General features: G+C 67.7%; 31 protein-coding genes and 2 tRNA genes. 23 read left to right on the top strand and 10 right to left on the bottom strand.

From position 1 onward, the window contains the following. Positions 1-241: 241 nt before the first annotated feature. Genes QLH51_RS09650 through QLH51_RS09640 form a run of 3 tightly spaced genes read right to left on the bottom strand, consistent with a single transcriptional unit; the run spans position 242 to position 3,254 of the window. Complete coding sequence (locus QLH51_RS09650) at positions 242-1,483, bottom strand: adenosylmethionine--8-amino-7-oxononanoate transaminase (protein ID WP_125658469.1); 1,242 nt, start codon at positions 1,481-1,483, stop codon at positions 242-244. Continuing rightward, a complete protein-coding gene (gene bioD / locus QLH51_RS09645) occupies positions 1,480-2,103 on the bottom strand; it encodes a dethiobiotin synthase (protein WP_125658471.1) in 624 nt (207 codons plus the stop codon). The genes QLH51_RS09650 and bioD overlap by 4 nt, the downstream gene beginning before the upstream one ends. Continuing rightward, positions 2,100-3,254, bottom strand: coding sequence for an 8-amino-7-oxononanoate synthase (locus QLH51_RS09640; RefSeq protein ID WP_125658473.1), 1,155 nt, complete (start codon positions 3,252-3,254; stop codon positions 2,100-2,102). The genes bioD and QLH51_RS09640 overlap by 4 nt, the downstream gene beginning before the upstream one ends. Positions 3,255-3,379: 125 nt before the next feature. Between QLH51_RS09640 and QLH51_RS09635 the strand changes: the two genes are divergently transcribed. Then, positions 3,380-4,636 (top strand): AI-2E family transporter, encoded by a 1,257-nt coding sequence (locus QLH51_RS09635; RefSeq protein WP_125658476.1) that lies wholly within the window; start codon positions 3,380-3,382, stop codon positions 4,634-4,636. Between the two features lie 21 nt (positions 4,637-4,657). After that, positions 4,658-4,734, top strand: a tRNA-Asp gene (locus tag QLH51_RS09630). A 33-nt stretch (positions 4,735-4,767) separates the two neighbouring features. Here the strand turns inward: QLH51_RS09630 and QLH51_RS09625 are convergent. Beyond that, positions 4,768-5,694, bottom strand: a complete 927-nt coding sequence (locus QLH51_RS09625) for a 2-hydroxyacid dehydrogenase (RefSeq protein ID WP_125658478.1) — start codon at positions 5,692-5,694, stop codon at positions 4,768-4,770. Between the two features lie 108 nt (positions 5,695-5,802). On the opposite strand from QLH51_RS09625, the gene QLH51_RS09620 reads away from it, so the two are divergent. Continuing rightward, a complete protein-coding gene (locus tag QLH51_RS09620; protein WP_125658481.1) occupies positions 5,803-6,954 on the top strand; it encodes a DUF1624 domain-containing protein in 1,152 nt (383 codons plus the stop codon). On the opposite strand, the gene QLH51_RS09615 is transcribed toward QLH51_RS09620, so the two are convergent. Then, a complete protein-coding gene (locus QLH51_RS09615; RefSeq protein WP_125658484.1) occupies positions 6,951-8,117 on the bottom strand; it encodes an amidohydrolase in 1,167 nt (388 codons plus the stop codon). The genes QLH51_RS09620 and QLH51_RS09615 overlap by 4 nt on opposite strands. A 143-nt stretch (positions 8,118-8,260) precedes the next feature. On the opposite strand from QLH51_RS09615, the gene QLH51_RS09610 reads away from it, so the two are divergent. Beyond that, positions 8,261-8,337 (top strand) — tRNA-Asp (locus QLH51_RS09610). 28 nt (positions 8,338-8,365) lie between these two features. Here the strand turns inward: QLH51_RS09610 and QLH51_RS09605 are convergent. From QLH51_RS09605 to QLH51_RS09590, 4 genes are all read right to left on the bottom strand, one after another. After that, on the bottom strand, positions 8,366-8,581 hold the full coding sequence (locus tag QLH51_RS09605; protein ID WP_206429062.1) for a DUF2842 domain-containing protein: 216 nt from the start codon (positions 8,579-8,581) through the stop codon (positions 8,366-8,368). 2 nt (positions 8,582-8,583) lie between these two features. Continuing rightward, positions 8,584-9,123, bottom strand: a complete 540-nt coding sequence (locus tag QLH51_RS09600) for a 5-formyltetrahydrofolate cyclo-ligase (protein WP_125658490.1) — start codon at positions 9,121-9,123, stop codon at positions 8,584-8,586. Positions 9,124-9,303: 180 nt separating this feature from the next. After that, positions 9,304-9,603: a cell division protein ZapA gene (locus QLH51_RS09595; RefSeq protein ID WP_125658493.1), complete on the bottom strand. Its 300-nt coding sequence runs from the start codon at positions 9,601-9,603 to the stop codon at positions 9,304-9,306. Next, on the bottom strand, positions 9,603-9,794 hold the full coding sequence (locus tag QLH51_RS09590) for a hypothetical protein (RefSeq protein ID WP_125658496.1): 192 nt from the start codon (positions 9,792-9,794) through the stop codon (positions 9,603-9,605). The genes QLH51_RS09595 and QLH51_RS09590 overlap by 1 nt, the downstream gene beginning before the upstream one ends. A gap of 116 nt (positions 9,795-9,910) precedes the next feature. Here QLH51_RS09590 and tkt point away from each other — a divergent pair, with 116 nt between their 5' ends. The 12 genes from tkt (at position 9,911) to QLH51_RS09530 (ending at position 20,884) form a co-directional block, all read left to right on the top strand. Continuing rightward, entirely contained in the window at positions 9,911-11,890 is a 1,980-nt protein-coding gene (gene tkt, locus QLH51_RS09585; protein ID WP_125658499.1) for a transketolase, read from the top strand. 12 nt (positions 11,891-11,902) lie between these two features. Continuing rightward, positions 11,903-12,910: a type I glyceraldehyde-3-phosphate dehydrogenase gene (gene gap / locus QLH51_RS09580; RefSeq protein ID WP_055783919.1), complete on the top strand. Its 1,008-nt coding sequence runs from the start codon at positions 11,903-11,905 to the stop codon at positions 12,908-12,910. A gap of 5 nt (positions 12,911-12,915) precedes the next feature. Continuing rightward, positions 12,916-13,377, top strand: a complete 462-nt coding sequence (locus QLH51_RS09575) for an MOSC domain-containing protein (RefSeq protein ID WP_125658501.1) — start codon at positions 12,916-12,918, stop codon at positions 13,375-13,377. Between the two features lie 88 nt (positions 13,378-13,465). Beyond that, positions 13,466-14,656, top strand: a complete 1,191-nt coding sequence (locus QLH51_RS09570; RefSeq protein WP_125658504.1) for a phosphoglycerate kinase — start codon at positions 13,466-13,468, stop codon at positions 14,654-14,656. Between the two features lie 194 nt (positions 14,657-14,850). Continuing rightward, the gene (locus QLH51_RS09565) at positions 14,851-15,087 is read left to right on the top strand and encodes a ribbon-helix-helix protein, CopG family (protein WP_055755878.1); all 237 of its coding nucleotides are present in this window, start codon (positions 14,851-14,853) and stop codon (positions 15,085-15,087) included. An 8-nt stretch (positions 15,088-15,095) separates the two neighbouring features. Continuing rightward, positions 15,096-15,410, top strand: a complete 315-nt coding sequence (locus QLH51_RS09560; protein WP_206429064.1) for a type II toxin-antitoxin system PemK/MazF family toxin — start codon at positions 15,096-15,098, stop codon at positions 15,408-15,410. 29 nt (positions 15,411-15,439) lie between these two features. Continuing rightward, positions 15,440-16,345 (top strand): fructose bisphosphate aldolase, encoded by a 906-nt coding sequence (locus tag QLH51_RS09555; RefSeq protein ID WP_125658507.1) that lies wholly within the window; start codon positions 15,440-15,442, stop codon positions 16,343-16,345. A gap of 660 nt (positions 16,346-17,005) precedes the next feature. After that, on the top strand, positions 17,006-17,692 hold the full coding sequence (thiE, locus tag QLH51_RS09550; RefSeq protein ID WP_125658510.1) for a thiamine phosphate synthase: 687 nt from the start codon (positions 17,006-17,008) through the stop codon (positions 17,690-17,692). 56 nt (positions 17,693-17,748) lie between these two features. Next, positions 17,749-18,738: a L,D-transpeptidase family protein gene (locus QLH51_RS09545; RefSeq protein WP_125658513.1), complete on the top strand. Its 990-nt coding sequence runs from the start codon at positions 17,749-17,751 to the stop codon at positions 18,736-18,738. Between the two features lie 10 nt (positions 18,739-18,748). Then, positions 18,749-19,339 (top strand): murein hydrolase activator EnvC family protein, encoded by a 591-nt coding sequence (locus QLH51_RS09540; RefSeq protein WP_125658516.1) that lies wholly within the window; start codon positions 18,749-18,751, stop codon positions 19,337-19,339. Positions 19,340-19,377: 38 nt separating this feature from the next. Continuing rightward, positions 19,378-19,941 (top strand): elongation factor P, encoded by a 564-nt coding sequence (gene efp / locus QLH51_RS09535; RefSeq protein ID WP_125658519.1) that lies wholly within the window; start codon positions 19,378-19,380, stop codon positions 19,939-19,941. Between the two features lie 127 nt (positions 19,942-20,068). Next, positions 20,069-20,884 carry an inositol monophosphatase family protein gene (locus tag QLH51_RS09530; protein WP_125658522.1) on the top strand — a complete coding sequence of 272 codons (816 nt, stop codon included), beginning with the start codon at positions 20,069-20,071 and terminating at the stop codon, positions 20,882-20,884. 40 nt (positions 20,885-20,924) lie between these two features. Here QLH51_RS09530 and QLH51_RS09525 read toward each other — a convergent pair whose 3' ends face one another. Then, entirely contained in the window at positions 20,925-21,389 is a 465-nt protein-coding gene (locus tag QLH51_RS09525) for a YbjN domain-containing protein (protein WP_164516157.1), read from the bottom strand. Positions 21,390-21,561: 172 nt separating this feature from the next. Here QLH51_RS09525 and QLH51_RS09520 point away from each other — a divergent pair, with 172 nt between their 5' ends. Genes QLH51_RS09520 through QLH51_RS09490 form a run of 7 tightly spaced genes read left to right on the top strand, consistent with a single transcriptional unit; the run spans position 21,562 to position 25,761 of the window. Beyond that, the gene (locus QLH51_RS09520) at positions 21,562-21,936 is read left to right on the top strand and encodes an NADH-quinone oxidoreductase subunit A (protein WP_125658528.1); all 375 of its coding nucleotides are present in this window, start codon (positions 21,562-21,564) and stop codon (positions 21,934-21,936) included. Further along, on the top strand, positions 21,927-22,496 hold the full coding sequence (locus QLH51_RS09515; RefSeq protein WP_206429067.1) for a NuoB/complex I 20 kDa subunit family protein: 570 nt from the start codon (positions 21,927-21,929) through the stop codon (positions 22,494-22,496). The genes QLH51_RS09520 and QLH51_RS09515 overlap by 10 nt, the downstream gene beginning before the upstream one ends. Continuing rightward, positions 22,493-23,350 (top strand): NADH-quinone oxidoreductase subunit C, encoded by an 858-nt coding sequence (locus QLH51_RS09510; RefSeq protein WP_125658531.1) that lies wholly within the window; start codon positions 22,493-22,495, stop codon positions 23,348-23,350. Before QLH51_RS09515 ends, QLH51_RS09510 begins: the two co-directional genes overlap by 4 nt. After that, positions 23,350-24,573 carry an NADH-quinone oxidoreductase subunit D gene (locus QLH51_RS09505; protein ID WP_125658534.1) on the top strand — a complete coding sequence of 408 codons (1,224 nt, stop codon included), beginning with the start codon at positions 23,350-23,352 and terminating at the stop codon, positions 24,571-24,573. The genes QLH51_RS09510 and QLH51_RS09505 overlap by 1 nt, the downstream gene beginning before the upstream one ends. Further along, positions 24,570-24,902, top strand: coding sequence for a nuclear transport factor 2 family protein (locus QLH51_RS09500; RefSeq protein WP_206429068.1), 333 nt, complete (start codon positions 24,570-24,572; stop codon positions 24,900-24,902). The genes QLH51_RS09505 and QLH51_RS09500 overlap by 4 nt, the downstream gene beginning before the upstream one ends. Continuing rightward, positions 24,902-25,594, top strand: coding sequence for a complex I 24 kDa subunit family protein (locus QLH51_RS09495; RefSeq protein WP_125658537.1), 693 nt, complete (start codon positions 24,902-24,904; stop codon positions 25,592-25,594). Before QLH51_RS09500 ends, QLH51_RS09495 begins: the two co-directional genes overlap by 1 nt. Next, positions 25,591-25,761 (top strand): hypothetical protein, encoded by a 171-nt coding sequence (locus QLH51_RS09490; RefSeq protein WP_164516158.1) that lies wholly within the window; start codon positions 25,591-25,593, stop codon positions 25,759-25,761. The genes QLH51_RS09495 and QLH51_RS09490 overlap by 4 nt, the downstream gene beginning before the upstream one ends. The last annotated feature ends 1 nt before the right edge of the window (position 25,762 follow it).

Here is a 25,762-nt window from a genome sequence, read left to right as displayed (position 1 = left end):
CCGGCCAAACGGAACGTCGCCTCGGACCTTTCGCAACGATCGGCAACGGAGCCACGCACGGACCGTACCCCGGCGAAGGCCGGGGCCCAGTTGGGGGACGGCGGTGACGGATGGAAGAGCCTTTCCAACTGGACCCCGGCCTAAGCCGGGGTACGGATTGGCCACGTTTGCAGAAATCTCGATCAAACCTGCCCTTGCTGTTCGAACACCAGGTTCGGAAGGGGGGGCATGATTAAACCGATCAGGCGGCGTCGCACGCCTCGCCCAACGCGGCATAGATCGCGTCCAGATCGGCATCGTCGATGCAGTAGGGCGGCATCACGTACAGCGTCGACCCCAGCGGCCGCAGCAGCACCCCCGCCTCGCGGAACCGCGCCATCAGTCTGGGCGCACGGTCGGACAGATAGCCCTCGTCACCATCCAGCTCGAACGCCGCGATCGTCCCCAGCCGTCGCGGATTGGCCACCCGTCGATGCGTCGCCAGCGCCGCCAGCCGCACCGCCTGCCGTTCCCCCAGCGCCGCGACCCGCGCCGCCACCGGTTCCTCGCGCCAGATCGCCAGATTGGCGTTTGCCGCGGCGCACGCGACCGGATTGGCGGTGTAGCTCGACGAATGGAAGAACATCGTCGCCCGGTCCGGCCCGTAATGCGCCTGATAGATCGCCTCGCTCGCCATCGTCACCGCCAGCGGGATCGCCCCGCCGGTCAGCCCCTTCGACAGGCACATCAGGTCGGGCACGATTCCGGCCTGTTCGCACGCGGTCAGCGTGCCGGTGCGACCCCAGCCGGTCATCACCTCGTCGGCGATGAACAGCACGCCGTGGCTCGCGCAGATGCGGTGCATCTCTGCCAGCACCGCCGGCGGGTACATCCGCATGCCGCCCGCGCCCAGCACCAGCGGCTCGACGATGAACGCCGCCGCACCCGCCCGCGCCGCTGCCTCCAGCGCGTCGTAGGTCGCCTGCTCGCGCCCCGCGTCGGGGAAGGGGATCGATCCGACATCGAACAGCAGCGGCGCATAGGCACGGTTGAACACGCCGCGCGCGCCGACCGACATCGCGCCGATGGTATCGCCGTGATAGCCGTGATCGAGCACGAGGATGCGGTCGCGCGCCTCGCCCCGGTTGCGCCAGTACCCCAGCGCCATCTTCAGCGCGACCTCGACGCTGGTAGATCCCGAATCGGAAAAGAACACGCGGGTCAACGCGTTCGGCAGTATCGCGCGCAACCCGGCGGCCAACGTTTCGGCGGGCTCGTGGGTGTATCCGGCGAAGATGATCTGGTCCAGCCGCCCCGCCTGTTCGGCGATCGCGGCGGCGATGCGCGGGTGGTTGTGGCCGTGGGTCGTCACCCACCATGACGAGATCGCATCGACGATCCGCCGCCCGTCCGCGCTCCACAGCGCCGCACCGTCGCCGCGCACGATCTGCGGGATCGGTTCGTTCAGCCCGTGCTGGGTGAAGGGATGCCACACCGCACTCATCGGAAATCCTCCACCGCGAACCCTTCGGCAAAGGCGCGCGCCAGACTGTGGGGGGTCAGTTCGGAGAGACAGGGCAACCGACCCAGCCGCCGCGTCGCGCCCAAACGGACGATCGTTTCCTCGCTGTCGGGCACCGCATCGCCGACGAACGCGACGCCCAGCAGCGGCACGCCGCGCGCGCGCAACGCCTCGATCGACAACAGGCTGTGGTTGATCGTGCCGAGCGCGGTGCGCGCGACCAGCACCACCGGCCGCCGCCAGCGCGCGAACAGGTCGGCAAAGGTCGTGGTCCCGACGATCGGCACCAGCACTCCGCCGGCCCCCTCCACCACCAGCGGCCCGGCGACCTGCGGCAACGCCAGCCGGTCGAGGTCGATCGTCACCCCGTCGATCGCCGCCGCGCGGTGGGGGGAACAGGGGGTAGCCAGCGCATAGGCTTCCGGCAGGATGCGCCCGGGTGCTACCCCCGCCAGCCGCGCGACCCGTTGCCGGTCGGTCCCGTCGTCGGTCCCGGCCTGTACCGGTTTCCAGTAATGCGCGCCGAGCGCCGCGGTCAGCGCGGCGGCGAACACCGTCTTGCCGACATCGGTATCGGTCCCGGTAACGACGATCACGGTCATGCGAACTGCTCCAGAACCTCGCCCAGCGCGTCGATATCGGCTTCGTCGACGTTCAGCGTCACCGAAATGCGCAGCCGCGCGGTCCCCGCCGGTACGGTCGGCGGGCGGATACCGCGCAGGTCGAATCCGGCGGCCTGCACCGCCTGCGCCAGGCGCATCGCCCGGCCGTCGTCGCCGACGATCAGCGGCAGGATCTGCGTCCCCGTCACGTTCGCGCCGAGCGGCCCCAGCCGTGATCCGGCATGGGCTACCAGCGCCGCGAGCCGCTCGCGCCGCGCGGGCTGCTGCGCCAGCACCCGCAGCCCCGCACGCACCGCCGCCGCCATCACCGGCGACGGCGCGGTCGAGAAGATGAACCCGCGTGCCCGGTTGACCAGAAAGTCGATGACGACCGCCGGTCCGCACACCAGCGCGCCCTCGCTGCCCAGCGCCTTGCCACAGGTGCGCAGGGTGACGACGTTCGACTGCCCCTCCAGCGCGGCGGCAAGGCCGCGCCCCTGCGGCCCGAACACCCCGGTCGCATGTGCCTCGTCGATCAGCAGCATCGCATCGTGCCGCGCCGCGACCGCCGCCAGCGCATCCAGCGGCGCGCGGTCGCCGTCCATGCTGTAGAGGCTCTCGACCGCGATCCACGGACTGCCCGTGCCGCCCTGCCGCCGCCAGTCGCGGATCGCGTCGTCGATCGCCTGCGGATCATTGTGCCCCGCTGCGACCGCAGGCGCGCGCGCCAGCCGCATCCCCTCATGCGCGCTGGCATGGATCAGCGTGTCGTGGACGATCAGGTCGCCGCGCTGCGGCAGCGTCGCCAGCAGCGCCGCATTCGCCGCGAAGCCGCTGGAGAACCACAATGCACGCTCGCTGCCGAAGAACGCGGCCGCCTCGTCCTCCAGCGCCTCGTGTTCGGCATGGTTGCCGCGCAGCAGCCGCGAGCCGCCCGACCCCACCGGCACGCCGCGCGCGATCGCTTCGGCCACGGCGTCGCGCAGCACCGCCGACCCCGCCAGCCCCAGATAATCGTTCGACGCGAAATCGCGGCCCGCGATCGGCATCAGCGACCGCCGCCGGTCGATCGCCGACAGTCGCGCCAGATCGGCGGCGATCGGGCGCAGCGCCGGGGGCAGGGGGCTGGCAGGCTGTCGCTGGTCGGTCATGGCGCCTCCGCCGGCCGGGTGCCGGGGCGACGCCCATATCGTCCGGCCCGGCGTGGCGCAAATCTGGGTCGCCGCGCGTTACGCCGCCAATGGCGCGGACCACGGATAAGGACTAGGCTCGATACATGGCAGAAACCGCACCTCAATCCGATCCGTCCCGGCCCCCCGTCGACCGGACGGGGGCGAGCGGGACGGCGGCGACGCCGCCGGCCGACCCGGTCGATGCGCTGGTCGATGCCCCGACCGAGGAACTGCGCCGCGACCGGCTGCTCGCCGCGCTGACGCTGATCGCCGGGATCGGTCTGGTGCTGGCGCTGCCGTTCGCGTTGCAGGCGGGCGCGCGCTTCTTCCTGCCGCTGACCGCCGCGATCGTGATCGCCATCGCGCTTGTCCCGCTGCTCGAATGGCAGGAACGGCACCGCGTGCCGGCCCCGCTCGCCGCGCTGTTCTGCGTCCTGCTGTTCCTGCTGGTCGCCAATGGCGCACTGGCGTCGATCGTCGTGCCGGCATGGGGCTGGGCCCAGATCCTGCCCGACCGGATCGACCGGGTGCAGGAAAACGTCGCGCCGCTGATCGATTTCTACGCCAGTCTCGAAAGGTTCGTGAACGGCCTGATCGCCAATGTCGCGACCGCGCCCGCCAAGCAGACCGCCAGCAGCGTCGCCCCGCCGCAGTCGCTGCTCGACCTCGTCACCACCTCGGCGCCGTCGGCGCTGCTGGAGATGTTCTTCGCGATCCTCGTGATCTACTTCTTCCTGGCCGGCTGGACCGACCTGCGCCGCGCGGCGATTACCGGACGCAGCAGCTTCGGCGGGGCGATGGCGACGGCGCGGGTGATCCAGAACGTCGTCGACGACACCTCGGCCTATCTCGGCACGATCACGCTCATCAACCTGATGCTGGGCGTCATCGTCGCGCTGGCGCTGTGGTATATCGGCATGCCGACGCCCCTGATGTGGGGCGGGATCGTCGCGCTGCTGAACTACGTGCCCTATCTTGGCCCCATCTTTGCCGCGCTGCTGCTGGCGCTGGGCGGGCTGATGACCTTTACCGATATCTGGTGGGCGCTGCTGCCCGCCGCGATCATGGTCGGCGCGCATCTGGTGGAAGCGAACGTGATAACCCCGCTGGTCGTCGGCCACCGCCTGACGATCAATCCGTTGATGATCCTCATCACACTCAGCTTCTGGGGCTGGGTCTGGGGCACGCCCGGTGCGTTGCTGGCGGTGCCGCTGCTCATCATCATCCAGACGGTGCTGAAGGGCGCGGGCAAGCCCGACATCGCCGGCTTCCTGTTCGAACACGGCACGCTGGTACAGGATGTGCCGCCGCCGTCGCGAAATCCGCCGGGAGCCGTTGACAGCCCCGGCAGCGCTCCGTAAAGGCCGCCTCCTCGCTAGAGAGCGGGTGTAGCTCAGTTGGTTAGAGCGCCGGCCTGTCACGCCGGAGGTCGCGGGTTCGAGCCCCGTCACTCGCGCCACGGCGCATCACAGGATGCGCCGCTCGCGGACCCTCAATATCCCCGATCGCGCGTGACGACGCCGACCAGCGGCTCGCCGGCACGATGCCGCCGGATGTTGGCGAGGACGGCCTTGCCCGATCCCTCATGGTCCGTCGTCGCGGCAACGTGCGGCGTCACGACCACCCGCGGGTGCCGCCATAGCGGGTCGCCGGCCGGCAACGGCTCGACCGGCGTCACGTCGAGGATCGCACGCGACAGTCGTCCCGCATCCAGCGCCGCGACCAGCGCTTCGGCATCGAGATGCCCGCCACGTCCCGCACTGACGACCGCCGCCCCCGGCGGCATCGCCTCGAACAGCGCTCTTCCCAGAAACCCGCGCGTTTCGGGCGTCAGCGGCAGCAGGTTGACCAGAATATCCGTCTGCGCCGCAAAGGCGTGCAGGCCCCGTTCCCCGTGAAAGCACGTCACCCCGGTCATGCTGCGCGGCGACCGGCTCCACCCCGACAGCGCGAACCCGAACGGCGCCAGCGCCGCGATCGCCGCCGAACCCATCTGCCCCAGTCCTGCGATACCGACGCGACGCTCCCCCGCCGGTACCTGCGGCAACTGACGCCACACCGCGTCCCGCTGCTGGTCGGCATAGGCGTACAGGTCGCGGTGCAGCGCCAGCACCGACATCGCGACATATTCGGCCATCGCCGCGGCGAGGTTCGGTTCGACCAGCCGCACCACGGCGACGTGCGGCGGCACCTGCGACAGGTCGAGCTGATCGACCCCCGCACCGATCGAGAACAACACCTCCAGACGGGGCAGCGTCTCGATCAGCCCCGGCGGCAGCGTCCACGCCGCCAGGTAGCGGATGTCCTCCGGATCGCCGATATCGGGCGCCAGCCGGACGTCGAGTTCGGGCATCGCCTGCGCGAACATCGCCGCCCAAACCGCGCCCCGCGCCAATTGCGCGGTATAGAGCAATGCCATCGATCGCCTCCCTGTGCGAAACTGCGGCAGCCGTGCCGCATCGTCGAACGGCCGGTCAAGCGCGCATCGGGTTGACAGTGATATGTTATTACGTTGAAAGCGCCGCCGATGACCGAACCAGCGAAGCGTCCGACCATCCGCCTGCAATCGATCGACGCGTTGCGCGGGCTGGTCATGGTCGTGATGCTGCTCGACCATGTGCGCGAGACGTTCTTCGTGCATTTGCAGGTCGCTGATCCCGTCGATGCGCGCAGCGTCATGCCCGCGCTGTTCTTCACCCGGCTGCTCAGTTCGATCTGCGCACCGGTATTCGTCGCGCTGACCGGGCTGTCGGCATGGCTATACGGCCAGAAGCATTCGCGGGCCGAGGTTTCCGGCTTCCTGCTGCGGCGCGGGGCATTCCTGCTGGTCCTCGAAATAACCTTCGTCTCGTTCGCATGGAGCGCGAAGTTTCCGCCGCAGACGCTGTGGTTGCAGGTCATCTGGGCGATCGGCGCGAGCATGATCGTCCTCGCCGGGGCGGTGCATCTGTCGCGGGGGGTGATCGTGGCGCTCGGGCTGGCGATCGTCGGCGGCCATAACCTGCTCGACGGCATCGTGCTGGCGCCGGGCGACGCCTTTTTCGTGCCATGGGCGCTGCTGCACCAGCGCGCCGCCTTCGAATTCCTCGGCATCACGTGGAAGACGACCTATCCGGCATTGCCATGGATCGGGGTGATCCTGCTCGGCTACGGCATCGGCCCGTGGTTCGCGACCGCCACCGCGCCCGCAGTGCGACAGCGGCGGCTGGTGCTGCTCGGGGTGCTGCTGCTCGCCGGCTTCGTGATATTGCGCGCGCTCGACCTGTATGGCGACCGGCCATGGTTCGATGCGGGCACGCCGCTGCGCATCGCGATCAGCTTCCTTGCGCTCACCAAATATCCGCCGTCGCTGCTGTACCTGATGCCGACGCTAGGGCTCGGCGCGCTGCTGCTGGCGGCGCTCGAGTCGGGGCAGGGGTCGCGCTGGCTGCCGGCGCTGGCGATCTTCGGCGCCGCGCCGATGTTCTTCTACCTGCTCCACCTCTATGTGTTGCGCGCCATCTATCTCGGGGTCCTCGCGTTGTACGGGCCGAACCATGGCGAGGTGTACGGGTTCGATCACATCATCGGCGTCTGGGCGCTGTACGCGGTACTGCTCGCGCTGCTTTATCCGCCGACCCGCCGGTTCGCGCAGTTCAAGCAACGCCGCCGCGACATCCCGTGGCTCAAATATCTCTAGCCCTGGCGCGCACCGACCAGCCGTTCGGCCAGCGCCGCGATCCAGGCGATTCCGGGGCCGATGATCGCATCGTTGAAGTCGTAGCGCGGATGATGGAGCGCCGGGTTCTCGCCCTCCGCCCGCGCCTGTCCCAGCCAGACATAGGCGCCCGGACAGGCCTGTAGCATGAACGCGAAATCCTCGGCGGTCAGCGCCGGATCGGGTGCCTCGCCATGGACCAGCCCGGCGGCCGCCGCCGCGTCCAGCGCGATCGTCGCCGCGCGCGGATCGTTGATCGTCGGCGGATACATGCGGGTATAGGTCAGCTCGACCCGCGTGTCGGTGGCGATGCCGATCCCCGCCGCCATCGCGCCGATCGCCGCCTCGATCCGCGCCTGCACGGCCGGGTCGAAGCTGCGCACGGTACCGACCAGCGTCACCGCTGCGGGCAGGACATTGTGCGTGTCGCCGCCATTGATCTGCGTGACCGACAGCACCGCCTGGTCGGTCGGTGCGATTCGCCGCGCGACGATGGTGTTGAGCTGCGTCACCAGCTGCGCCGCCGCCAATATGGCATCGGGCGTGCCATGGGGCATCGCGGCGTGGCCGCCCCTGCCGTGGATCGCGATCGCGAACTTGTCCGCCGCCGCCATGATCGGCCCGGCACGCGTCCGAAGCTCGCCGGCGGGCAGGTCTGGCCAGTTGTGGAGCGCGAAGACATGGTCGCACGGGAATCGATCGAACAACCCGTCCTCGATCATCGCCCGCGCGCCGGCCTGTCCCTCTTCGGCCGGCTGGAACAGGAAATGGATCGTGCCGTCGAACGGCGGCAGGGTGGCGAGATGCCGCGCCGCGCCGATCAGGATCGCGGTATGTCCGTCATGGCCGCAGCCGTGGAACACGCCGGGCACCGTGCTGGCATGGCGCGGCGTGCCCTGTTCTTGGAATGGCAGCGCATCCATGTCGGCACGCAGCCCCAGCGTCGTTCCCGGCCGCCCATGGGTCAGCGTCGCCACCACCCCGGTCCCGCCGATGCCGGTCGTGACGGCAAGGCCCGCCGCGCGCAGCTGTTCGGCGACGATTCCCGCGGTGCGATGCTCGGCAAAGGCCAGTTCGGGATGGGCGTGGAGATCGTGCCGGATCGCGGTCACGGCATCGACGATCTCGGCAAAATGCTGGGTCATGGCGGTCCCTGAGAAAGCGCCAGCTTGCCGCCGCCGTCGCATCCCGGTCAACCACCCGCCGCCGCTGCTTTTTGCCGACGGGCGCGAAGAACACGCTTTACACCGCCGGTCGGCTATCCTACAGGCCGCCTCCTCGCTTGAGAGCGGGTGTAGCTCAGTTGGTTAGAGCGCCGGCCTGTCACGCCGGAGGTCGCGGGTTCGAGCCCCGTCACTCGCGCCATCCTCCCGCCCGTCGCGGAGGATCGGCGCTACCGCCAGCGGCCGGTTTCCATCCACAGAAGCATGCGTCGCATCGGCAGCACCCACAGCCACGCGATGCCGGCGACAAGGTAGAATGCGAGCTGCAGCACCCAGTGCCAGCCACCGACCACCGCCGACAGCATCGCGACTGCCACCGCCCACACGGTCAGCATGACCAGGATCGCCAGGACCCCGGCCGGTTTGCGCCAGGTCGGTTCGTTCACAATCATTCTCCCGGCAGGAACAGGTCGGTTTCGGTGACGATCGCATCCAGCGCGACGTCCCACGGATCGCACGGCAGGCGATCGACCTGCTGCACCGACCATGCGATGCCGATCTTGAGCGCGTCGGGCAATGCCGCAAACGCCCGGTCGTAATGCCCAGCGCCCTGGCCCAGCCGGTTGCACGCCGAATCGAACCCGACCAGCGGCGTCAGGATGATCGCCGGGGCGACCGGCGGCGTATCGGCGGCGGGCTGGCGCAACCCGAACGGTCCGTCGTGCAGCCGGTCGCCGGCGTGGAAGGCGATCGGCGATTTCCGGTCGATCACGACCGGCCACGCCAGCACCGCGCCCGCGGCCACCGCCATGCGATCGAACGCGGCCGGATCGGCTTCGCCGCCTACCGGGACATAGCTGGCGACGATCATGCCGGGCCGCAGCGCGCGCAGGAACAGCGGCGGCGGGGCAGGGGGCGCCGGACCGCCTGCCGCGAACGTCCGTCGCCGGGCGCGCAATCCGGCACGCAGGGCGGCCTTGTCGATCATCGATCGGGGGTGTGGCGGAACCACCATGGGCCGTTTGCCGCGTTATCCACTGACGCACGGTACGTCAGGTGGGGATCATGTACGTCAGACCAGGATCTGCGCAGGGACAACCCCCATGGATGAAGAAATAGCCTCAGGGATTATGCAAGGCTCGCACCGGGCAGTCCCGCCATCTCCTATCTAGGCGTCCGGACCCCGTACCTCAAGGGCCGAAGCGATCGCCTCCAGCCGCCCGGCGATCCGTTCCAGCACCGCAGCGGACGGATCGGCGGGCGTGTCCGCCGTTCCCTCGCTCAACTGGTCGGCCAGAATCAGCGCGATGTAGAGCAACGTCCGCTCCGACGATCCGCCCGACGCGCGCTGTGCCGCCGCGGCATGGCGTTCCAGCAGCGCGCCCAGCGCCCGCAGCTTGGGTTCCTCGCCGTCGCGACAGCCGACCTGGTGGCTGCGTCCGGCGATGTTCAGCGTGATCTGGCCCATCAGTCGGCGTCCGCTTCGCGCGCGATCACCGCGTCCAGCGCGCCGATCGCATCGCCGATCCGCGCCTTGAGCGCGGCATGTCGCGCGGCCAGCACCCGATTCGCCTCGCCCCGCGCATGGGCGGCGCGTTCGATCCGCGACAACGCCTGTTCGATCCGCGCGACGGCGGCTGCATGGGGGTCGTCGTTCATCCGATGAAACTATCCCTGCTATACATGTTAAACAACCCTTGGGTTTGGCGGTTGACTGAACCGCGTGACGGTTCCAAAGGCTCGCGCAACCCTAGTAGCGCCCAACAGGAGTGCGCGTGACCATATCCCAGCTCGAACTCGCCAACGCCATCCGCGTTTTGTCGATGGACGCGGTGGAGGCCGCCAACTCGGGGCACCCCGGCATGCCGATGGGCATGGCCGACGTCGCGACGGTCCTGTGGTCGAAATTCCTCAAATTCGATCCCGCCGACCCGCATTGGGCCGATCGAGACCGCTTCGTCCTGTCGGCGGGCCATGGATCGATGCTGATCTATTCGCTCCTCCACCTGACCGGTTATGCGAAGCCCACCATTCAGGACATTGCGGACTTCCGCAAGCTGGGCAGCCCGTGCGCGGGCCATCCGGAGAATTTCGAGCTGCCCGGCATCGAATGCACCACCGGCCCGTTGGGGCAGGGCCTTGCGATGGCGGTCGGCATGGCGACTGCCGAGCGGCACCTGAACACCGTGTTCGGCGACGAGCTCGTCGATCACCGCACCTGGGTGGTCGCCGGCGACGGCTGCCTGATGGAAGGGATCAACCACGAGGCGATCGGCCTGGCCGGCCATCTGAAGCTCGGCCGCCTGAACGTGCTGTGGGACGACAACCGCATCACCATCGACGGATCGACCGACCTGTCGACCAGCGAGGATGTGTCGGCCCGCTACGAAGCGACCGGCTGGCACGTCGTCGCTTGCGACGGCCACGACTTCGCCGACATCGAACGCGCGCTGGCGCAAGCCGCCGCCGACCCGCGCCCTTCGCTGGTCCGCTGCCGCACGGTGATCGGAAAGGGCGCGCCGAACAAGGGCGGCAGCCACAAGGTCCACGGTTCGCCGCTGGGTGCCGACGAAATCCTCGCCACCCGCGCTGCCCTGCTGTGGGAACATGACGCATTCCACCTGCCCGAGCCGCTGACCGATGCGTGGAAGGCTGTCGGCGCGCGCGGCGCTCCGGTCCATGCCGAGTGGAACGACCGGCTGTCGGCCCATGCCGATCGCGCCGAGTTCGAACGCCGCATGGCGAACAGGCTGCCCGACGGCTGGTCGCTGAAGGGGCATGTCGACGGCCTGATCGCCGAGCCGAAGAAGATCGCGACCCGCGTCGCATCGTCGCTGGCGCTCGAAGCCATCAACGCCTCGCTGCCCGAGACGATCGGCGGTTCGGCCGACCTGACGCCGTCGAACAATACCCAGACGAAGGCGCAGGTCGCGCTGACGGCACAGGATTATTCGGGGCGCTACATCCATTACGGCATCCGCGAGTTCGGCATGTCGGCGGCGATGAACGGCATGGCGCTGCACGGCGGCGTGCTGGCCTATGGCGGCACCTTCCTGGTGTTCGCCGACTATGCACGGCCCGCGATCCGGCTGTCGGCGCTGCAGAATGCCGGCGTCGTCTATGTCATGACCCATGACTCGATCGGTCTGGGCGAGGACGGCCCGACCCACCAGCCGATCGAGCATGTCATGAGCCTGCGGATCATCCCCGGCCTCGACGTCTATCGCCCCGCCGATGCGGTCGAGACGGCGGAATGCTGGGAACTGGCGGTGCAGCGCCGCGACGGTCCGTCGCTGCTGGCGCTGTCGCGTCAGAACCTGCCGCAGCTGCGCAGCGAGGCGAGCGAGAATCGCAGCGCGAAGGGCGCGTACCGGCTCAAGGCCGCCGATGCCGACCGCCGCGTCATCCTGATCGCGACCGGTTCGGAAGTGGAGATCGCGGTCGGCGTCGCGCAGCAGCTCGAATCGCACGGGATCGGTGCCGACGTCGTGTCGATGCCGTGCTGGTCGCGCTTCGATGCGCAGGATGCCGCGTATCGCGAGGACGTGCTGCCCCACGCCCGCCCGGACGAGATTCTGCGTGTGTCGATCGAGGCGGGGACGACGATCGGCTGGGAACGCTACACGATGGTCGACGGCCTGCGCTTCGGCATCGACCGGTTCGGGGCGTCGGCCCCGGCGGACAAGCTCTACGAATATTTCGGACTGACCGCCGACGCCATCACCGCGAAGGTGCTGGCGCGGCTTGGCAACTGAGGAGACGCGGATATGACGAAAGTAGCGATCAACGGGTTCGGACGCATCGGCCGTCTGGTGGCGCGCGCGATCCTCGAGCGCCCCGACAGCGGCCTCGAACTGGTCACGATCAACGACCTCGCCGATGCCAAGTCGAACGCATGGCTGTTCAGCCGCGATTCGGTCCACGGCAAGTATCCGGGCGAGGTTGCCGCCGAGGGCGACGATCTGGTCATCGACGGCAAGCGCATCCGCGTCACTGCCGAGCGTGACCCCGCCAACCTGCCGCACAAGGAACTGGGCGTCGAGCTGGTGCTCGAATGCACCGGCTTCTTCACGGACCGCACGTCGTGCCAGAAGCATATCGATGCGGGTGCGAAGCGCGTGCTGATCTCGGCGCCCGGCAAGAATGTCGACCTGACCGTCGTCTACGGCGTCAACCACGACAAGCTGGAAGCCGGCCACACGATCGTGTCGAACGCGTCGTGCACCACCAACTGCCTCGCGCCCGTCGCCAAGGTGCTGAACGATTCGATCGGCATCGAACGCGGCCTGATGACCACGATCCACGCCTATACCAACGACCAGAAGATCCTCGACCAGATCCACCCCGATCTGCGTCGCGCCCGTGCCGCCGCGATGTCGATGATCCCGACCACCACCGGCGCCGCCCGCGCGGTCGGCGAAGTGCTGCCTGAACTCAAGGGCCGTCTCGATGGTTCTGCGGTCCGCGTGCCGGTGCCGGACGGCAGCCTCGTCGACCTGACCTTCACGCCCAAGCGCGACACGACGAAGGACGAGGTCAACGCGATCCTGAAGGCGGCGTCGGAATCGGGTCCGCTCAAGGGCGTGCTGGTGTTCTCGGACGAACCGCTGGTGTCGATCGACATCGTCCACACCCCGGCATCGTCGACCGTCGACAGCCTCGAGACCGCCGTATTGGACGGCAAGCTGGTCCGCGTCGTGTCGTGGTACGACAATGAATGGGGCTTCTCGAACCGCATGGTCGACACCGCGACCGCGATGGCGAAGCTGGGGTAAGCCCGATGGCGGGTGGTATCCTCAAGGGCATCGCCCGCCACGCCTTTTCGCGCGGGCCGATCGAACTGGTGCAGACGGTGCGCGTCACCGTCGAAACCGGCCTTGACGGCGATTTCCGCGGCGCGCTGAAACCCGGCCGCAACAAGCGGCAGGTGTCGCTGATGGAAGTCGGCGACTGGGCGACCGCGATGCGCCTGATCGGCCACGAACTGCCATGGTGGGAACGCCGCGCGAACCTGCTGATCGAGGATTTCGACCTGCCGCAGACGGTCGGTGTGCGGCTTCGCGTCGGCGCGGTGCTGCTCGAAATCACCAAGGAATGCGATCCGTGCAGCCGCATGGAGACGATCGCCGAAGGGCTGCGAGCCGCACTTACCCCCGACTGGCGCGGCGGCGCGCTGGCGCAGGTGATCGAGGGCGGGCAGATCAGCGTCGGCGACACGATACGAATCGAACACACCCGTTAGGTTCGAGCTTGTCGAGAACTGTTCTCGACCGACGCATCTCGACTTCGCTCGATGCTGCTCGAACCGAACGGCATTTGGGAGCGAACATATGAGCCGCAATTTCAAGACGCTGGACGACATGGGCGACCTCACCGGCAAGCGCGTGCTGGTCCGCGAGGACCTGAACGTGCCGATGGCCGACGGCGCCGTTACCGACGACACGCGCCTGCGCGCCACGATCGGCACCGTGACCGACCTCGCCGATCGCGGTGCGATTGTCCTGATCCTCGCCCATTTCGGCCGTCCCAAGGGCCAGCCGAGCCCCGAATTCTCGCTGTCGCAGGTCGTCCGGCCGCTGTCGTCGGTGCTGGGCCGCGAAGTCCGCTATGTCGATTGGGAAGGGGCCGAGGCGAATGTCGCGACGCTCAACCCCGGCGACATCGCCGTCCTCGAAAACACCCGCTTCTTCGGCGGCGAGGAAAAGAACGATCCGGCGGTGATCGATCGCTTCGCCGCTCTGGGCGACTATTACGTCAACGACGCCTTCTCCGCCGCGCACCGCGCCCATGCCTCGACCGAGGGGCTCGCGCACAGGCTCCCCGCCTTCGCCGGGCGGCAGATGGAGGCCGAACTCGACGCGCTCGACAAGGCGCTGGGTAACCCGCAACACCCGGTCGCGGCCGTCGTCGGCGGCGCGAAGGTGTCGTCGAAGCTCGACGTATTGCGCCACCTCGTCACCCGCGTCGATCACCTCATCATCGGCGGCGGCATGGCCAACACCTTCCTCGCCGCGCGCGGCGTCAACGTCGGCAAGTCGCTGTGCGAGCACGACCTGACCGGCACGGCGGACGCGATCTTCGAAGCGGCGGAGAAGGCCGGCTGCACCATCCACCTGCCGTATGACGTGGTGGTCGCGACCGAGTTCAGGCCGAATCCGGCGACCCGCACCGTCAACGTCCACGAAGTCGCCGCCAACGAGATGATCCTCGACGTGGGGCCGGCGGCGACCGAGGCGCTGGGCGACGTGCTCAAGAACTGCCGCACGCTGGTGTGGAACGGGCCGATGGGCGCGTTCGAGACCCCGCCGTTCGACGTCGCCACCGTCGCGCTCGCCCGCACCGCCGCGGCGCTCACCGCCGATGGCTCGCTGGTGTCGGTCGCGGGCGGCGGCGACACCGTCGCCGCGCTCAACCAGGCCGGCGTCGCCGACCAGTTCAGCTTCGTCTCGACCGCCGGCGGTGCCTTCCTCGAATGGATGGAAGGCAAGGAACTCCCCGGCGTCGCCGCACTGGCACGCTGAAGGCTCACCAGCCCGCAACCGTACCCCCGCGCAGGCGGGGGTCCAGAGCGCCGAACGCGACGCTGCGTTGTCTGGCCCTGGACCCCCGCCTGCGCGGGGGTACTGCGTTTTTAACGTCCTAATGCCCAACATCCCGCTTGATCCCGCCGTCAACCGCGACTACCCGTTCAACACGTTAAACGAAGGGTAGCAGGTTGCTAGGGGTACGACTCGACACCGAACTGGAGGAGCGGCTCGCCAACGTCGCCCGGTCGCAGGGGCGCTCGAAGAGCGACATCGCGCGCGATGCCGTGCGCCGCTATGTCGAGTTGCACGACGAAGCCTTTCGCGCCGAAGCCCGCCGCCAGTCCGAACGCGCCGCCGCCCGCGACGACGGGGCCGACTGGGCGTTCTTCGACCGGGTGGAAGCGGAGGACGGCCGGTGGAGATAAGGCGCGGCATGATCGTGCTGGTCGAAGGCCCGGAGGGGCTGGCGGTCAAGCGCCGCCCGTTTTTGGTCGTGCAATCCGACCTGTTCAACGAAGCGCACGCATCGGCGACGCTGATCCCGATGACCAGCCTGACCGGCGGCGAGACGCTGTTCCGCGTCCCCTTCGCGCCGTCCGACACGACCGGCATCTCGGTCGAAAGCGAGGCGCAGGTCGACAAGATCAAGACGCTGCGTCGCAGCCGTATCGTGCGGGTGCTGGGGCAGGCGACCGCGACATCGATGGAGCAGGTGGACCAGGCGCTGCGGCGCTGGCTCGCGCTCTGACGCGCATTTTGAACGTACGGGGAGACGCCATGAATACCGCTGACATGACTGCGAAGATTGCCGACGGACAGGGTTTCATCGCCGCGCTCGACCAGAGCGGCGGTTCGACGCCCAAGGCGCTGAAGGGCTATGGCGTAGAGGATGGCGCGTGGAACTCGGACGAGGAAATGTTCGGCCTGATCCACGACATGCGCGCGCGCATCATCCTCTCGCCCACCTTCACGGGTGACAAGGTGATCGGCGCGATCCTGTTCGAACGCACCATGGACGGGCAGGCGGGCGGCAGGCCCGTGCCGCAGGCGCTGGCCGACAAGGGCGTCGTGCCGTTCCTCAAGATCGACAAGGGGCTCGAGGAAGAAGCCGACGGCGTACAGTTGATGAAGCCAATGCCGGAGCTTGACACGCTGCTGGCGCGCGCCGCGAAGCTCGGCATCTTCGGCACCAAGGAACGCTCGGTAATCAACCTCGCCAACGCCGAAGGCATCGCCGCGATCGTCGCGCAGCAGTTCGAGATCGCCGATCAGGTCCTTTCGCACGGCCTGATGCCGATCATCGAACCCGAAGTGAACATCAAGAGCGCCGAGCGCGCCGAGGCGGACCGGATCCTGCTCGACGAAACGCTGACGGCGCTCGACGCGATGACCGGCGACGACAAGGTCATGCTCAAGCTGTCGCTGCCGGCGAAGCCCGGCCTGTTCCAGCCGCTGGTCGACCATCCGCGCGTGCTGCGCGTCGTGGCGCTGTCGGGCGGGTTCAGCCGGACCGAGGCCTGCGCCGAACTGGCGAAGAACCCCGGCATCATCGCCAGCTTCAGCCGAGCGCTGCTGTCCGACCTGCGCCACCAGATGAGCGACGCCGATTTCGATCGGGCGCTGGGCGAGGCGATCGACGAGATCCACTGCGCCTCGACCGAGAAGTCGCTGATCGCGGCGTAACGCTTTCCTACAGACCGCCGGTCGTGACAAAAGGGCATCGGACGTTCGCGCGTTCGGTGCTCTTTGCCATCGTCACGATGATCGACGCGAAACCCGCACCCCGGGGAAAGGCGTTGCCGTTCGACGCGCCGCCCCACGTCGTTGTCCCGGACCTGATCGAGACCTCCGCGAAAGTCCTCGATCCGTACCCCGGCGAAGGCCGGGGTCCAGTTGGAAAGGCTTTTCCGTATCTTGCCAGTGGCCCCCCAACCGGGCCTCGGCCTTCGTGAGACCCTTGCATAAGTCTCGATTCCTCGCCTTCTCCCGTACCCCCGCGCAGGCGGGGGTCCAGGGTCACGAGCGCAAGCCGTTGTTATGCTTGGCTCTGGCCCCCCGCCTGCGCGGAGGTACGGTGCATTTTATGGATAGGTTCGAGACTTCTGCAGAGGTCTCGCCTTCGCTGGGGTACGGATTGGAGACTTTCGCAGAGGTCTCGACCTGATCCGGGGTCCCGCTTGTTCCACGGTTTCGAAGATGGCGGAATGCTGGCTCCGGTCCGAAGTAGCTCCGGAATGCGAATGTTTCGCAACAGTGCGCACAAAGCGTGGCTAGTGTGACTTTTGTGACCTTTGGCCCTCGCGCGCCCTTCCGTCGCTGCCGCCGCTGGGGCAGGGAGGTCCGATGACCCTGAACGAAGATCCGCTCGGCCCGCTGTCCCCCGATTTCGCGAAGCAGTTCGTCCGCGACGTGCGCCGGCCGCCCTGCCAGCTCTATCTGGTCTCGCCGCTCGACGTGACCGGGGCGTTCCCCGATCGGCTCGCGCGCGCGCTGGATGCCGGCCCGGTCGCCGCGTTCCAGTTTCGCGTGAAGGACATCGACCAGCATGCCGCCGCGCGACTGGCCGAGCCACTCCAGCGCATCTGCGCCGACCATGACGTCGCCTTCCTCGTCAACGACAGCATCAGCCTCGCCAAGCGCCTCGGTGCCGATGGCGTCCATCTGGGGCAGGACGATGGCGACCCGCGCGAGGCGCGCGACGTGCTCGGCCCCAATGCGCAGATCGGCGTGACCGCGCATGACAGCCGCCATCTGGCGATGGAGGCGGGCGAGGCCGGCGCGGATTACGTCGCCTTCGGAGCCTTCTATCCGACCACGACCAAGGATGTGCGCCACGTCCCCGAACCGGTCATCCTGTCATGGTGGTCGGCGCTGTTCGAACTGCCCAGCGTCGCGATCGGCGGGATCACGCCCGCCAACGCCGCGCCGCTGATCGCCGCGGGGGCCGATTTCCTCGCCGTATCGGGCGCGGTGTGGAACGGCGACGAGGCCGACGCGATCCGCGCGTTCGACGCGGTGCTCAAGGGCTAGGAAACTCTGCCCCGCCCGGTCGTTATCCAACCTCAACGATGTTTGGGGATTGGCGTATGAAGCGACTGGTATGGGCCGCACTTCTGGTTGGCGGCGTCGCGGCGGCACAGGCGCCCGCGCCACGACCGGCGTCCGCGATCGACGCGACGATCCTCCATGCGCAGGTGCTGCTCGACCGGCACGGCTTCACCACCGGCGTGATCGACGGCCGCAACAGCGCACTGTTCCGGCAGGCGCTGCGCGGGTTCCAGACCGCGCGCGACCTGCCGGTCACCGGTAAGCTCGACGCCGCGACGAAGCGCGCGCTGAACCCGGGGATGCGCCCGGCGACGGTCACGCTGACCCTGTCCGAACGCGCACTCGCCGGCCCGTACACCAACCCGATTCCGAAGGACTATGCCGACCAAGCGAAGCTGACGACGCTCGGCTATCGCTCGGCGCTCGAAAAGCTGGCCGAGATGTTCCACACCACCCCCGCCACGCTGGTCGCGCTGAACAGCCGCGAGACGATGTTGCGGCCCGGCACCCGCGTCGTGTTTCCGAACGTCCTGCCCACGTCGCGCAGCTATGCCGACAGCTGGTCGGGCGACTATCGCCAGACTCTGGCCAACCTGAACGTCGACGCGAACCAGCCACAGGCCGACCGCGTGGTGGTCGACAAGTCGGAGGGCTGGCTGCGCGCCTATGCCGGCGACAAGATTCTGGCTCAGTTCCCGGCGACCATGGGGTCGTCGCACGACCCGCTGCCGATCGGCGAATGGAAGATACAGGGCGTCGCGGCCAATCCCGACTGGCAGTATAATCCGGCGATCCTGCGCCATGCCGACAAGTCGGACAGCAAGGAGATCGTGCCGCCCGGCCCCAACAATCCGGTCGGCGTCGTATGGATTGACCTGTCGAAGGAGCATTACGGCATCCATGGCACGCCCGAGCCCGACAATATCGGCAAGACCGAAAGCAATGGCTGCATCCGCCTGACCAACTGGGACGCGGCGCGGCTGTCGCTGATGGTGAAGCCCGGCACGCCGGCGATCTTCCAGCCCTGAGGCAGCGGCGATGAACCGGATCGGCTGGGCGTTCCTTGCCCTGTTCCTGCTGGCGGCGGGACTGGTCGCGCTGCTGGTCGATTTCGGCAGCGCGCCTGCATCGCGCCCGCGCAGCCCCGCCGAAGCGCCGCCGCCTGCCGATCCGCTGCCGCCCGGCATGCTGACCCTGCCGGTCCGCGGCGTCGGCTGGTCCTACATCCGCGACAGCTATGGCGAGGAACGGGCAGGGGGAGAGCGGCGCCATACCGGCGTCGATATCATGGCCCCCGCCGGCATCCCGGTCGTCGCGGCGGCGCCGGGCACGGTCGAGAAGCTGTTCTACAGCGAGGGCGGCGGGGGCGTCACCGCCTATGTCCGCTCCCCCGACCGGCGGCTGTCCTATTACTACGCCCACCTCGCCGCCTATGCTCCGACCCTGCGCGAGGGTGCGCGGGTCCGCGCGGGCGATCCGATCGGCGCGGTCGGGGATACCGGCAATGCAGGGGCGGGCAATTTCCACCTGCATTTCGGGATCGAGCGGCTGAATCCCGACGAACCGTGGTATCGCGGCCGCGCGATCAACCCCTATCCCCTGCTTGCCCGCGGACGGTCGCAGCGGTAAGGGCGCAGCTTCGCTCTTTCCAACAGGTATGGTTCGTCATGAAGATCAGCGGCGTCGACATTCGCCCCGGCAACATCATCGAATATGAAGGCGGCATCTGGCGCGCGGTGAAGATCCAGCATACGCAGCCGGGCAAGGGCGGCGCCTATATGCAGGTCGAACTGAAGAACCTGCGCGACGGCCGCAAGAACAACGTCCGGTTCCGCTCCGCCGAAAGCGTCGAGCGAATCCGGCTGGATACCAAGGACTTCCAGTTCCTGTATCCCGAAGGCGACACGCTCGTGTTCATGGACAAGATCACCTACGATCAGGTGACGCTGCCCCGCGACCTGCTGGGCGATGCCGCCGCGTTCCTGCAGGACGGCATGGATGTCGTCATGGAAATGTACGACGAGGAAGCGATCAGCGTCCAGCTGCCCGACACGATCGAGGCGACGATCGTCGAGGCCGATGCGGTGGTGAAGGGCCAGACGGCATCGTCGTCCTACAAGCCCGCCGTGCTCGACAACGGCGTCCGCGTGATGGTCCCGCCGCATATCGCCGCAGGCGTGCGGATCGTGGTCGATGTGTATGAACAGACGTATGTCAGAAGGGCGGATTGAGGCGTAGCGGCCGGACGGAATAGCCACGCTATTCCGCCAAGCCGAAAGCCCGGCCGGCGCGCAACGCGCGACCGACGACGCGGGCTTCGCCCGCGGCGCTGCCCAGAGAAACTACAGGAACCAGAACATGTCCGCCCAGTCCGGCCTCATCACCGTCCTCGAACGCGCCGTCCGCAAGACCGGCCCGCGCCTGCGCCGCGACTTCGGCGAGGTCCAGCATCTCCAAGTCAGCCGCAAGGGGCCGGCGGACTTCGTGTCGCTGGCCGACAAGCGTGCCGAGGAGACGCTGGTCGACGAACTGCGCAAGGCGCGCCCCGACTGGGGCATGCTGCTGGAGGAAGGCGGCGAGATCGCCGGCGATCCCACCAAGCCGCGCTGGATCGTCGATCCGCTCGACGGCACCACCAACTTCCTGCACGGCATCCCGCATTTCGCGATCTCGGTCGCGGTCGAGGAGCCGAACGGCGCGGGCGGCAAGCCCGAAATCACCTGCGCGATGGTCTACAACCCGATCACCGACGAAGGCTTCTGGGCCGAAAAGGGCCGGGGGGCGTGGTTGCAGGGACAGCGGCTGCGCGTGTCGTCGCGTCGCGACCTGTCGGAAGCGCTGATCGCCACCGGCATCCCGTTCCTCGGCCATGGCAACTTCGCCGAATGGACCCGCATCTTCGGCGCGGTCGCGCCCGAGGTCGCCGGCATCCGCCGCTTCGGTTCGGCGGCGCTCGACCTCGCCTATGTCGCGGCGGGGCGTTTCGACGGCTTCTGGGAATCGGGGCTGAAGAAATGGGACATCGCCGCCGGCATCCTGCTGGTACGCGAGGCGGGCGGCTTCGTCACCGACTATCGCGGCGCCGACCGCGCCTATGAAAAGGGTGAGGTGCTGGCCAGCAACGAACAGATGCAGACCCGCCTGCACAAGCTGGTCGCCGGCTCGCTGCGCTGACCGACCGGGGTGACGGCACCGCGCCGCCCCCCCGTCCGGATCAGAAGTCGATCGTTTTCTGAAATTCGCCGACCAGCGAATCCCATGTCGCAAGGTTCGCCTGGAACAGCTTGGTCGGCAGGCCGCCATGGTCGAGGTCGACGTCCATCTCGATTCGCGGGTCCTTCTCGTCGTCGAGATAGGCGCGGGCAAAGCGATGGGTCGCGTTCCACGTGTTGATCGTGTCGAGCGTCACGCCCTTCTTCACGAACCCGGCATGGAACTGCACTGTCTTGCACGCCTTGTTCGCGGTGCAGTTGTAGAAATAGACCGAGAAGTCGACGCCCGCCGCGCCGCTCTTGACCAGCGGGTCGCCGCTATTGTCCTTGTCCAGCACCGCCCGGTAGCCGGCCTCGCGCAGCGCCGCGACCACCGTGTCGGGCCTGGTGGCGTCGACGTTCTGCGCCGCGGCCGGCTGCGCGACGATCGCGCCGGCGATGATGGCGGGTGTCGCCCAGATCCGCATCGATTTCCCCCTGTTCGGCGACCGCAGCATTCCCCGGCGGTCGGTCCGGGCGGAGCATAGCGCGGATGGTCGAGGAATTGCGAGTGATTCTCATCCTGTTCCGCCCTTGATGCCCCAACGGCATCGTCCTAAAGCCGGCTCCATTCATACCGCAACCGCGAGAGACCCCACCTTGGTCGACCTGTCGCAATATCTGCCGATCCTGATGTTCCTGGGCGTCGCCCTGGTGCTGTCGACGGCCTTCGTCGTGCTGCCGATGGTGGCGTCGCGTTTCACCGGCGCGCACAAGCCGACGCCGGAAAAGCTGACCGAATATGAATGCGGCTTTCCCGCGTTCGAGGATTCGCGCAGCCAGTACGACGTCCGCTTTTATCTGGTGGCGATCCTGTTCATCATCTTCGATCTCGAAGCGGCGTTCCTATATCCTTGGGCAGTCACGGTTTTCGACCTCGGCTGGACCGCGTGGATATCGATGATGATCTTCATCGGCGAACTGGCGCTGGGCCTCGTATATGCTTGGAAGATGGGAGCTCTCGAATGGGAGTAGAACTGACCACGCCGCCGCATGGCTTCGGCGCGGGGAACGCCGCCGGCGTGCCGGTGCAGGCGCCCGAACAGGGCTTCTTCAACGACCTGAACGGCGAGCTGACCGACAAGGGCTTTCTGGTCACCACGACCGAGGATCTGTTCACTTGGGCGCGCACGGGTTCACTGTGGTGGATGACCTTCGGTCTGGCGTGCTGTGCGGTCGAGATGATCCACGTCAACATGCCGCGCTACGACATGGAGCGCTTCGGCGCCGCCCCGCGCGCGTCCCCGCGCCAGTCGGACGTGATGATCGTCGCCGGCACGCTGTGCAACAAGATGGCCCCGGCGCTGCGTCGCGTGTACGACCAGATGTCGGAACCGAAATACGTGATTTCGATGGGCAGCTGCGCCAATGGCGGCGGCTATTACCATTATAGCTACAGCGTCGTGCGCGGCTGCGACCGCGTGGTCCCGGTCGACATCTATGTCCCCGGCTGCCCGCCGACCGCCGAGGCGCTGCTCTATGGCGTCATGCAGCTGCAACGGAAGATCCGCCGTTCGGGGAGCATCGAACGGTGAGGGCGCCTGCTCCCCGTTACGCGCCCAATGACGGCGTGATCGATGCGGCGACCGCGGCGCTGGGCGACATGCTGCTCGATGCGCAGGATCTGGTCGGCGAAGTCTCGCTCACCGTCGATCGCGACCGGCTGGTCACCGCCATGGAAGCGCTGCGCGACACGCCGGGCCTGAAGTACGAGATGCTGGCCGAAATTGCCGGCGTCGATTACCCCGAGCGGGCCGAGCGGTTCGACGTCGTCTACCACCTGCTGTCGATGACGCGGAACCACCGCATCCGCGTGCGCGTGACCACCGACGAGGAAGCGCCGGTGCCGTCGGTGACGGGTATCTGGTACAATGCCGGCTGGTTGGAGCGCGAGGTGTACGACATGTACGGCGTGCTGTTCACCGGCAACCCCGACCTGCGTCGTATCCTCACCGACTATGGATTTCGCGGCCATCCGCTGCGCAAGGACTTCCCGCTCTCCGGCTATGTCGAGATGCGTTATTCGGAAGAGGCCAAGCGCGTGGTCTATGAGCCGGTGCAGCTGGCGCAGGATTTCCGCACCTTCGACTTCATGAGCCCGTGGGAGGGCGCCGAATACGTCCTGCCCGGTGACGAGAAGGCGGCCGGGCCCAGGCCCGCCGTCGGTCAGGCACCCGGTGCGCAGTCGCCCGCGACGGCCGATCAGGTCAAGCGCGCGGATGATCGGAACAAGGACGTGACGGCGCAGGTCGACAAGCCGAAGGTGACCGAGAGTCCGGCCGATACCGGTGCCGGCAAGCCGCATCCCGGCAACCGGCCCGAATCGAAGCCGGTCGATCCCGACGTGCCGTCGCCCGATGCGGGCAAGCCGCCGGTGGAGGACAAGTAATGGCCGATTACGACCATCAGATCGACGCCGCCAACCCGACGCCCGGCGATGTCGAGATCCAGAACTACACGATCAATTTCGGTCCGCAGCACCCGGCGGCGCACGGCGTGCTGCGCCTCGTCACCGAACTGGACGGCGAGATCGTCGAGCGGATCGATCCGCATGTCGGCCTGCTCCACCGTGGCACCGAAAAGCTGATCGAGTACAAGACGTACACGCAGGCGCTGCCGTACATGGACCGGCTCGATTACTGTTCGCCGATGTGCATGGAGCACAGCTACGTCCTTGCGGTCGAAAAGCTGCTGGATATCGAGGTGCCGCTCCGCGCCCAGTATCTGCGCGTGTTCTTCGCCGAACTGACCCGCATCATGAACCACATGCTGAACCTGGGTTCGCACGTGATGGACGTGGGCGCGATGACGCCGAACCTGTGGATGTTCGAGCTGCGCGAAGACACGATGAACTTCTACGAACGGGCATCGGGTGCGCGGATGCATGCGAACTTCCTGCGCCCGGGCGGTATCCGGCAGGACGTGCCGCTCAAGCTGCTGACCGACATCGCCGAATGGCTCGATACCCGCCTGCCGCGGCTGTTCGGCGATGCCATCAGCCTGGTCGCGGAAAACCGCATCTTCAAGCAGCGCAACGTCGACATCGCGATCGTCAGCCGCGAGGATGCGGTGCGCTGGGGGTTCTCGGGGCCGATGATCCGCGGCGCGGGCATCCCGTGGGATATCCGCAAGGCCCAGCCTTATGACGCCTATGACCGGGTCGAGTTCGACGTGCCGGTCGGCACCCGCGGCGATTGCTACGACCGGTTCATGGTCCGCGTCGAGGAAGTCTGGCAGTCGGCACGCATCATGAAGCAGTGCCTGGCGCAGATGCCCGACGGACCGATCGCGTCGCTCGACCGCAAGGTCGTGCCGCCCAAGCGCGGCGAGATGAAGCAGTCGATGGAAGCGCTGATCCATCACTTCAAGCTGTACACCGAGGGCTATCACGTCCCCGCCGGCGAAGTATATGTGGCGACCGAAAGCCCCAAGGGCGAGTTCGGGATCTACATGGTGTCCGACGGCAGCAACAAGCCGTACCGGGTGAAGATCCGTCCGACGGCTTTCAGCCACCTGCAGGCGATGGACTTCATGACGAAGGGCCACATGCTCGCCGACATCACCGCCATCCTGGGGGCGATGGACATCGTGTTCGGGGAGTGCGACCGGTGAGCCGGCTCGATACCGTGACTGCGATGATGGAGCGCTACAACGCGCGCGACGCCGCGGGCTATGCTGCGTTCTTCGCCGACGACGGCTGCGAGGCGCAGTATCGCGGCGATGTTGTGCGCGACGGGCGCGCGGGCGTGGAGAGCGGGATGGCGGCGGTCTTCGCCGAATTTCCGCAGAACCATGCCGAAGTCCTGCAATCGTTCGAACTGGGCGAGCGGGTCGTGCTGCACGAACGCGTCCGCCGCTCGGCCGATGCCGCCCCGTTCGACGTGATGACCGTCTATTCGTTCAGCGGCGACAAGGTCGGCCGCGTGGAGTTCATTCGCTGATGGCCGACGCCCCCAACATCCCCGACGAAGCCGAGGTCCGCGCGCGCTGGGGCAATTTCACCTGGAATGCCGCGAACGCCGAACGGGCGCGCGAGATCGTCGCGCGCTATCCCGAAGGGCGCCAGCAGTCGTGCACCATCCCGTTTCTCGACCTGGCGCAGCGTCAGGTGGGTAGCGAAACGCAGACGCAGGGCTGGCTGCCGGTGCCGGTGATCGAGTTCATCGCGCGCGAACTGGGCATGGCCTATATGCGGGTGTACGAGGTCGCGACCTTCTACACGATGTTCAATCTCGCCCCGGTCGGCCGCTATCATGTGCAGGTCTGCGGCACGACGCCGTGCATGCTGCGCGGGTCGGACGACGTGTTCGCGGCGTGCAAGAACCGCGGGCTGATGAAGGGCAAGACCACGCCCGACGGCCTGTTCACGCTGACCGAGGTCGAATGCATGGGCAATTGCGCATCGGCGCCGATGGTCCAGATCAACGACGACAATTACGAGGACCTCGATTACGATCGCATGACCGTGATCCTCGAGGCGCTGTGCAAGGGCGAGACGCCGAAGCCCGGCACGCAGGAACCGGGCCGGCACACCGTCGAGCCGGTCGGCGAGCCGACCAATCTGGCGGCGATGATGACCGGGAACCACGACTACCGCCCCGAATGGGGTACGGCGCAGGGTTCGGTCGCATGAAGGCGCTGGGCAGCCTGTTGATCGCGGTGCTGGTCGGCATCGTCGTGCTGTGGATCGCGCTGGAACTGTTCGTCGGCGCGCTGAAGCTCGTCGGCGTCGCCATCGGCATCGCCGCGATGGTCGCCGTATATTTCATCGCCGAAAAGGCGATCGGGAAGGGACGATAAG

It is taken from the genome of Sphingomonas sp. 2R-10, from assembly GCF_030062225.1.
In the GTDB taxonomy this organism is placed as follows: Bacteria; Pseudomonadota; Alphaproteobacteria; order Sphingomonadales; family Sphingomonadaceae; genus Sphingomonas.
The sequence above is the reverse complement of the archived record's forward strand: the minus strand, read 5'-3'. Positions and strand labels throughout refer to the sequence as shown.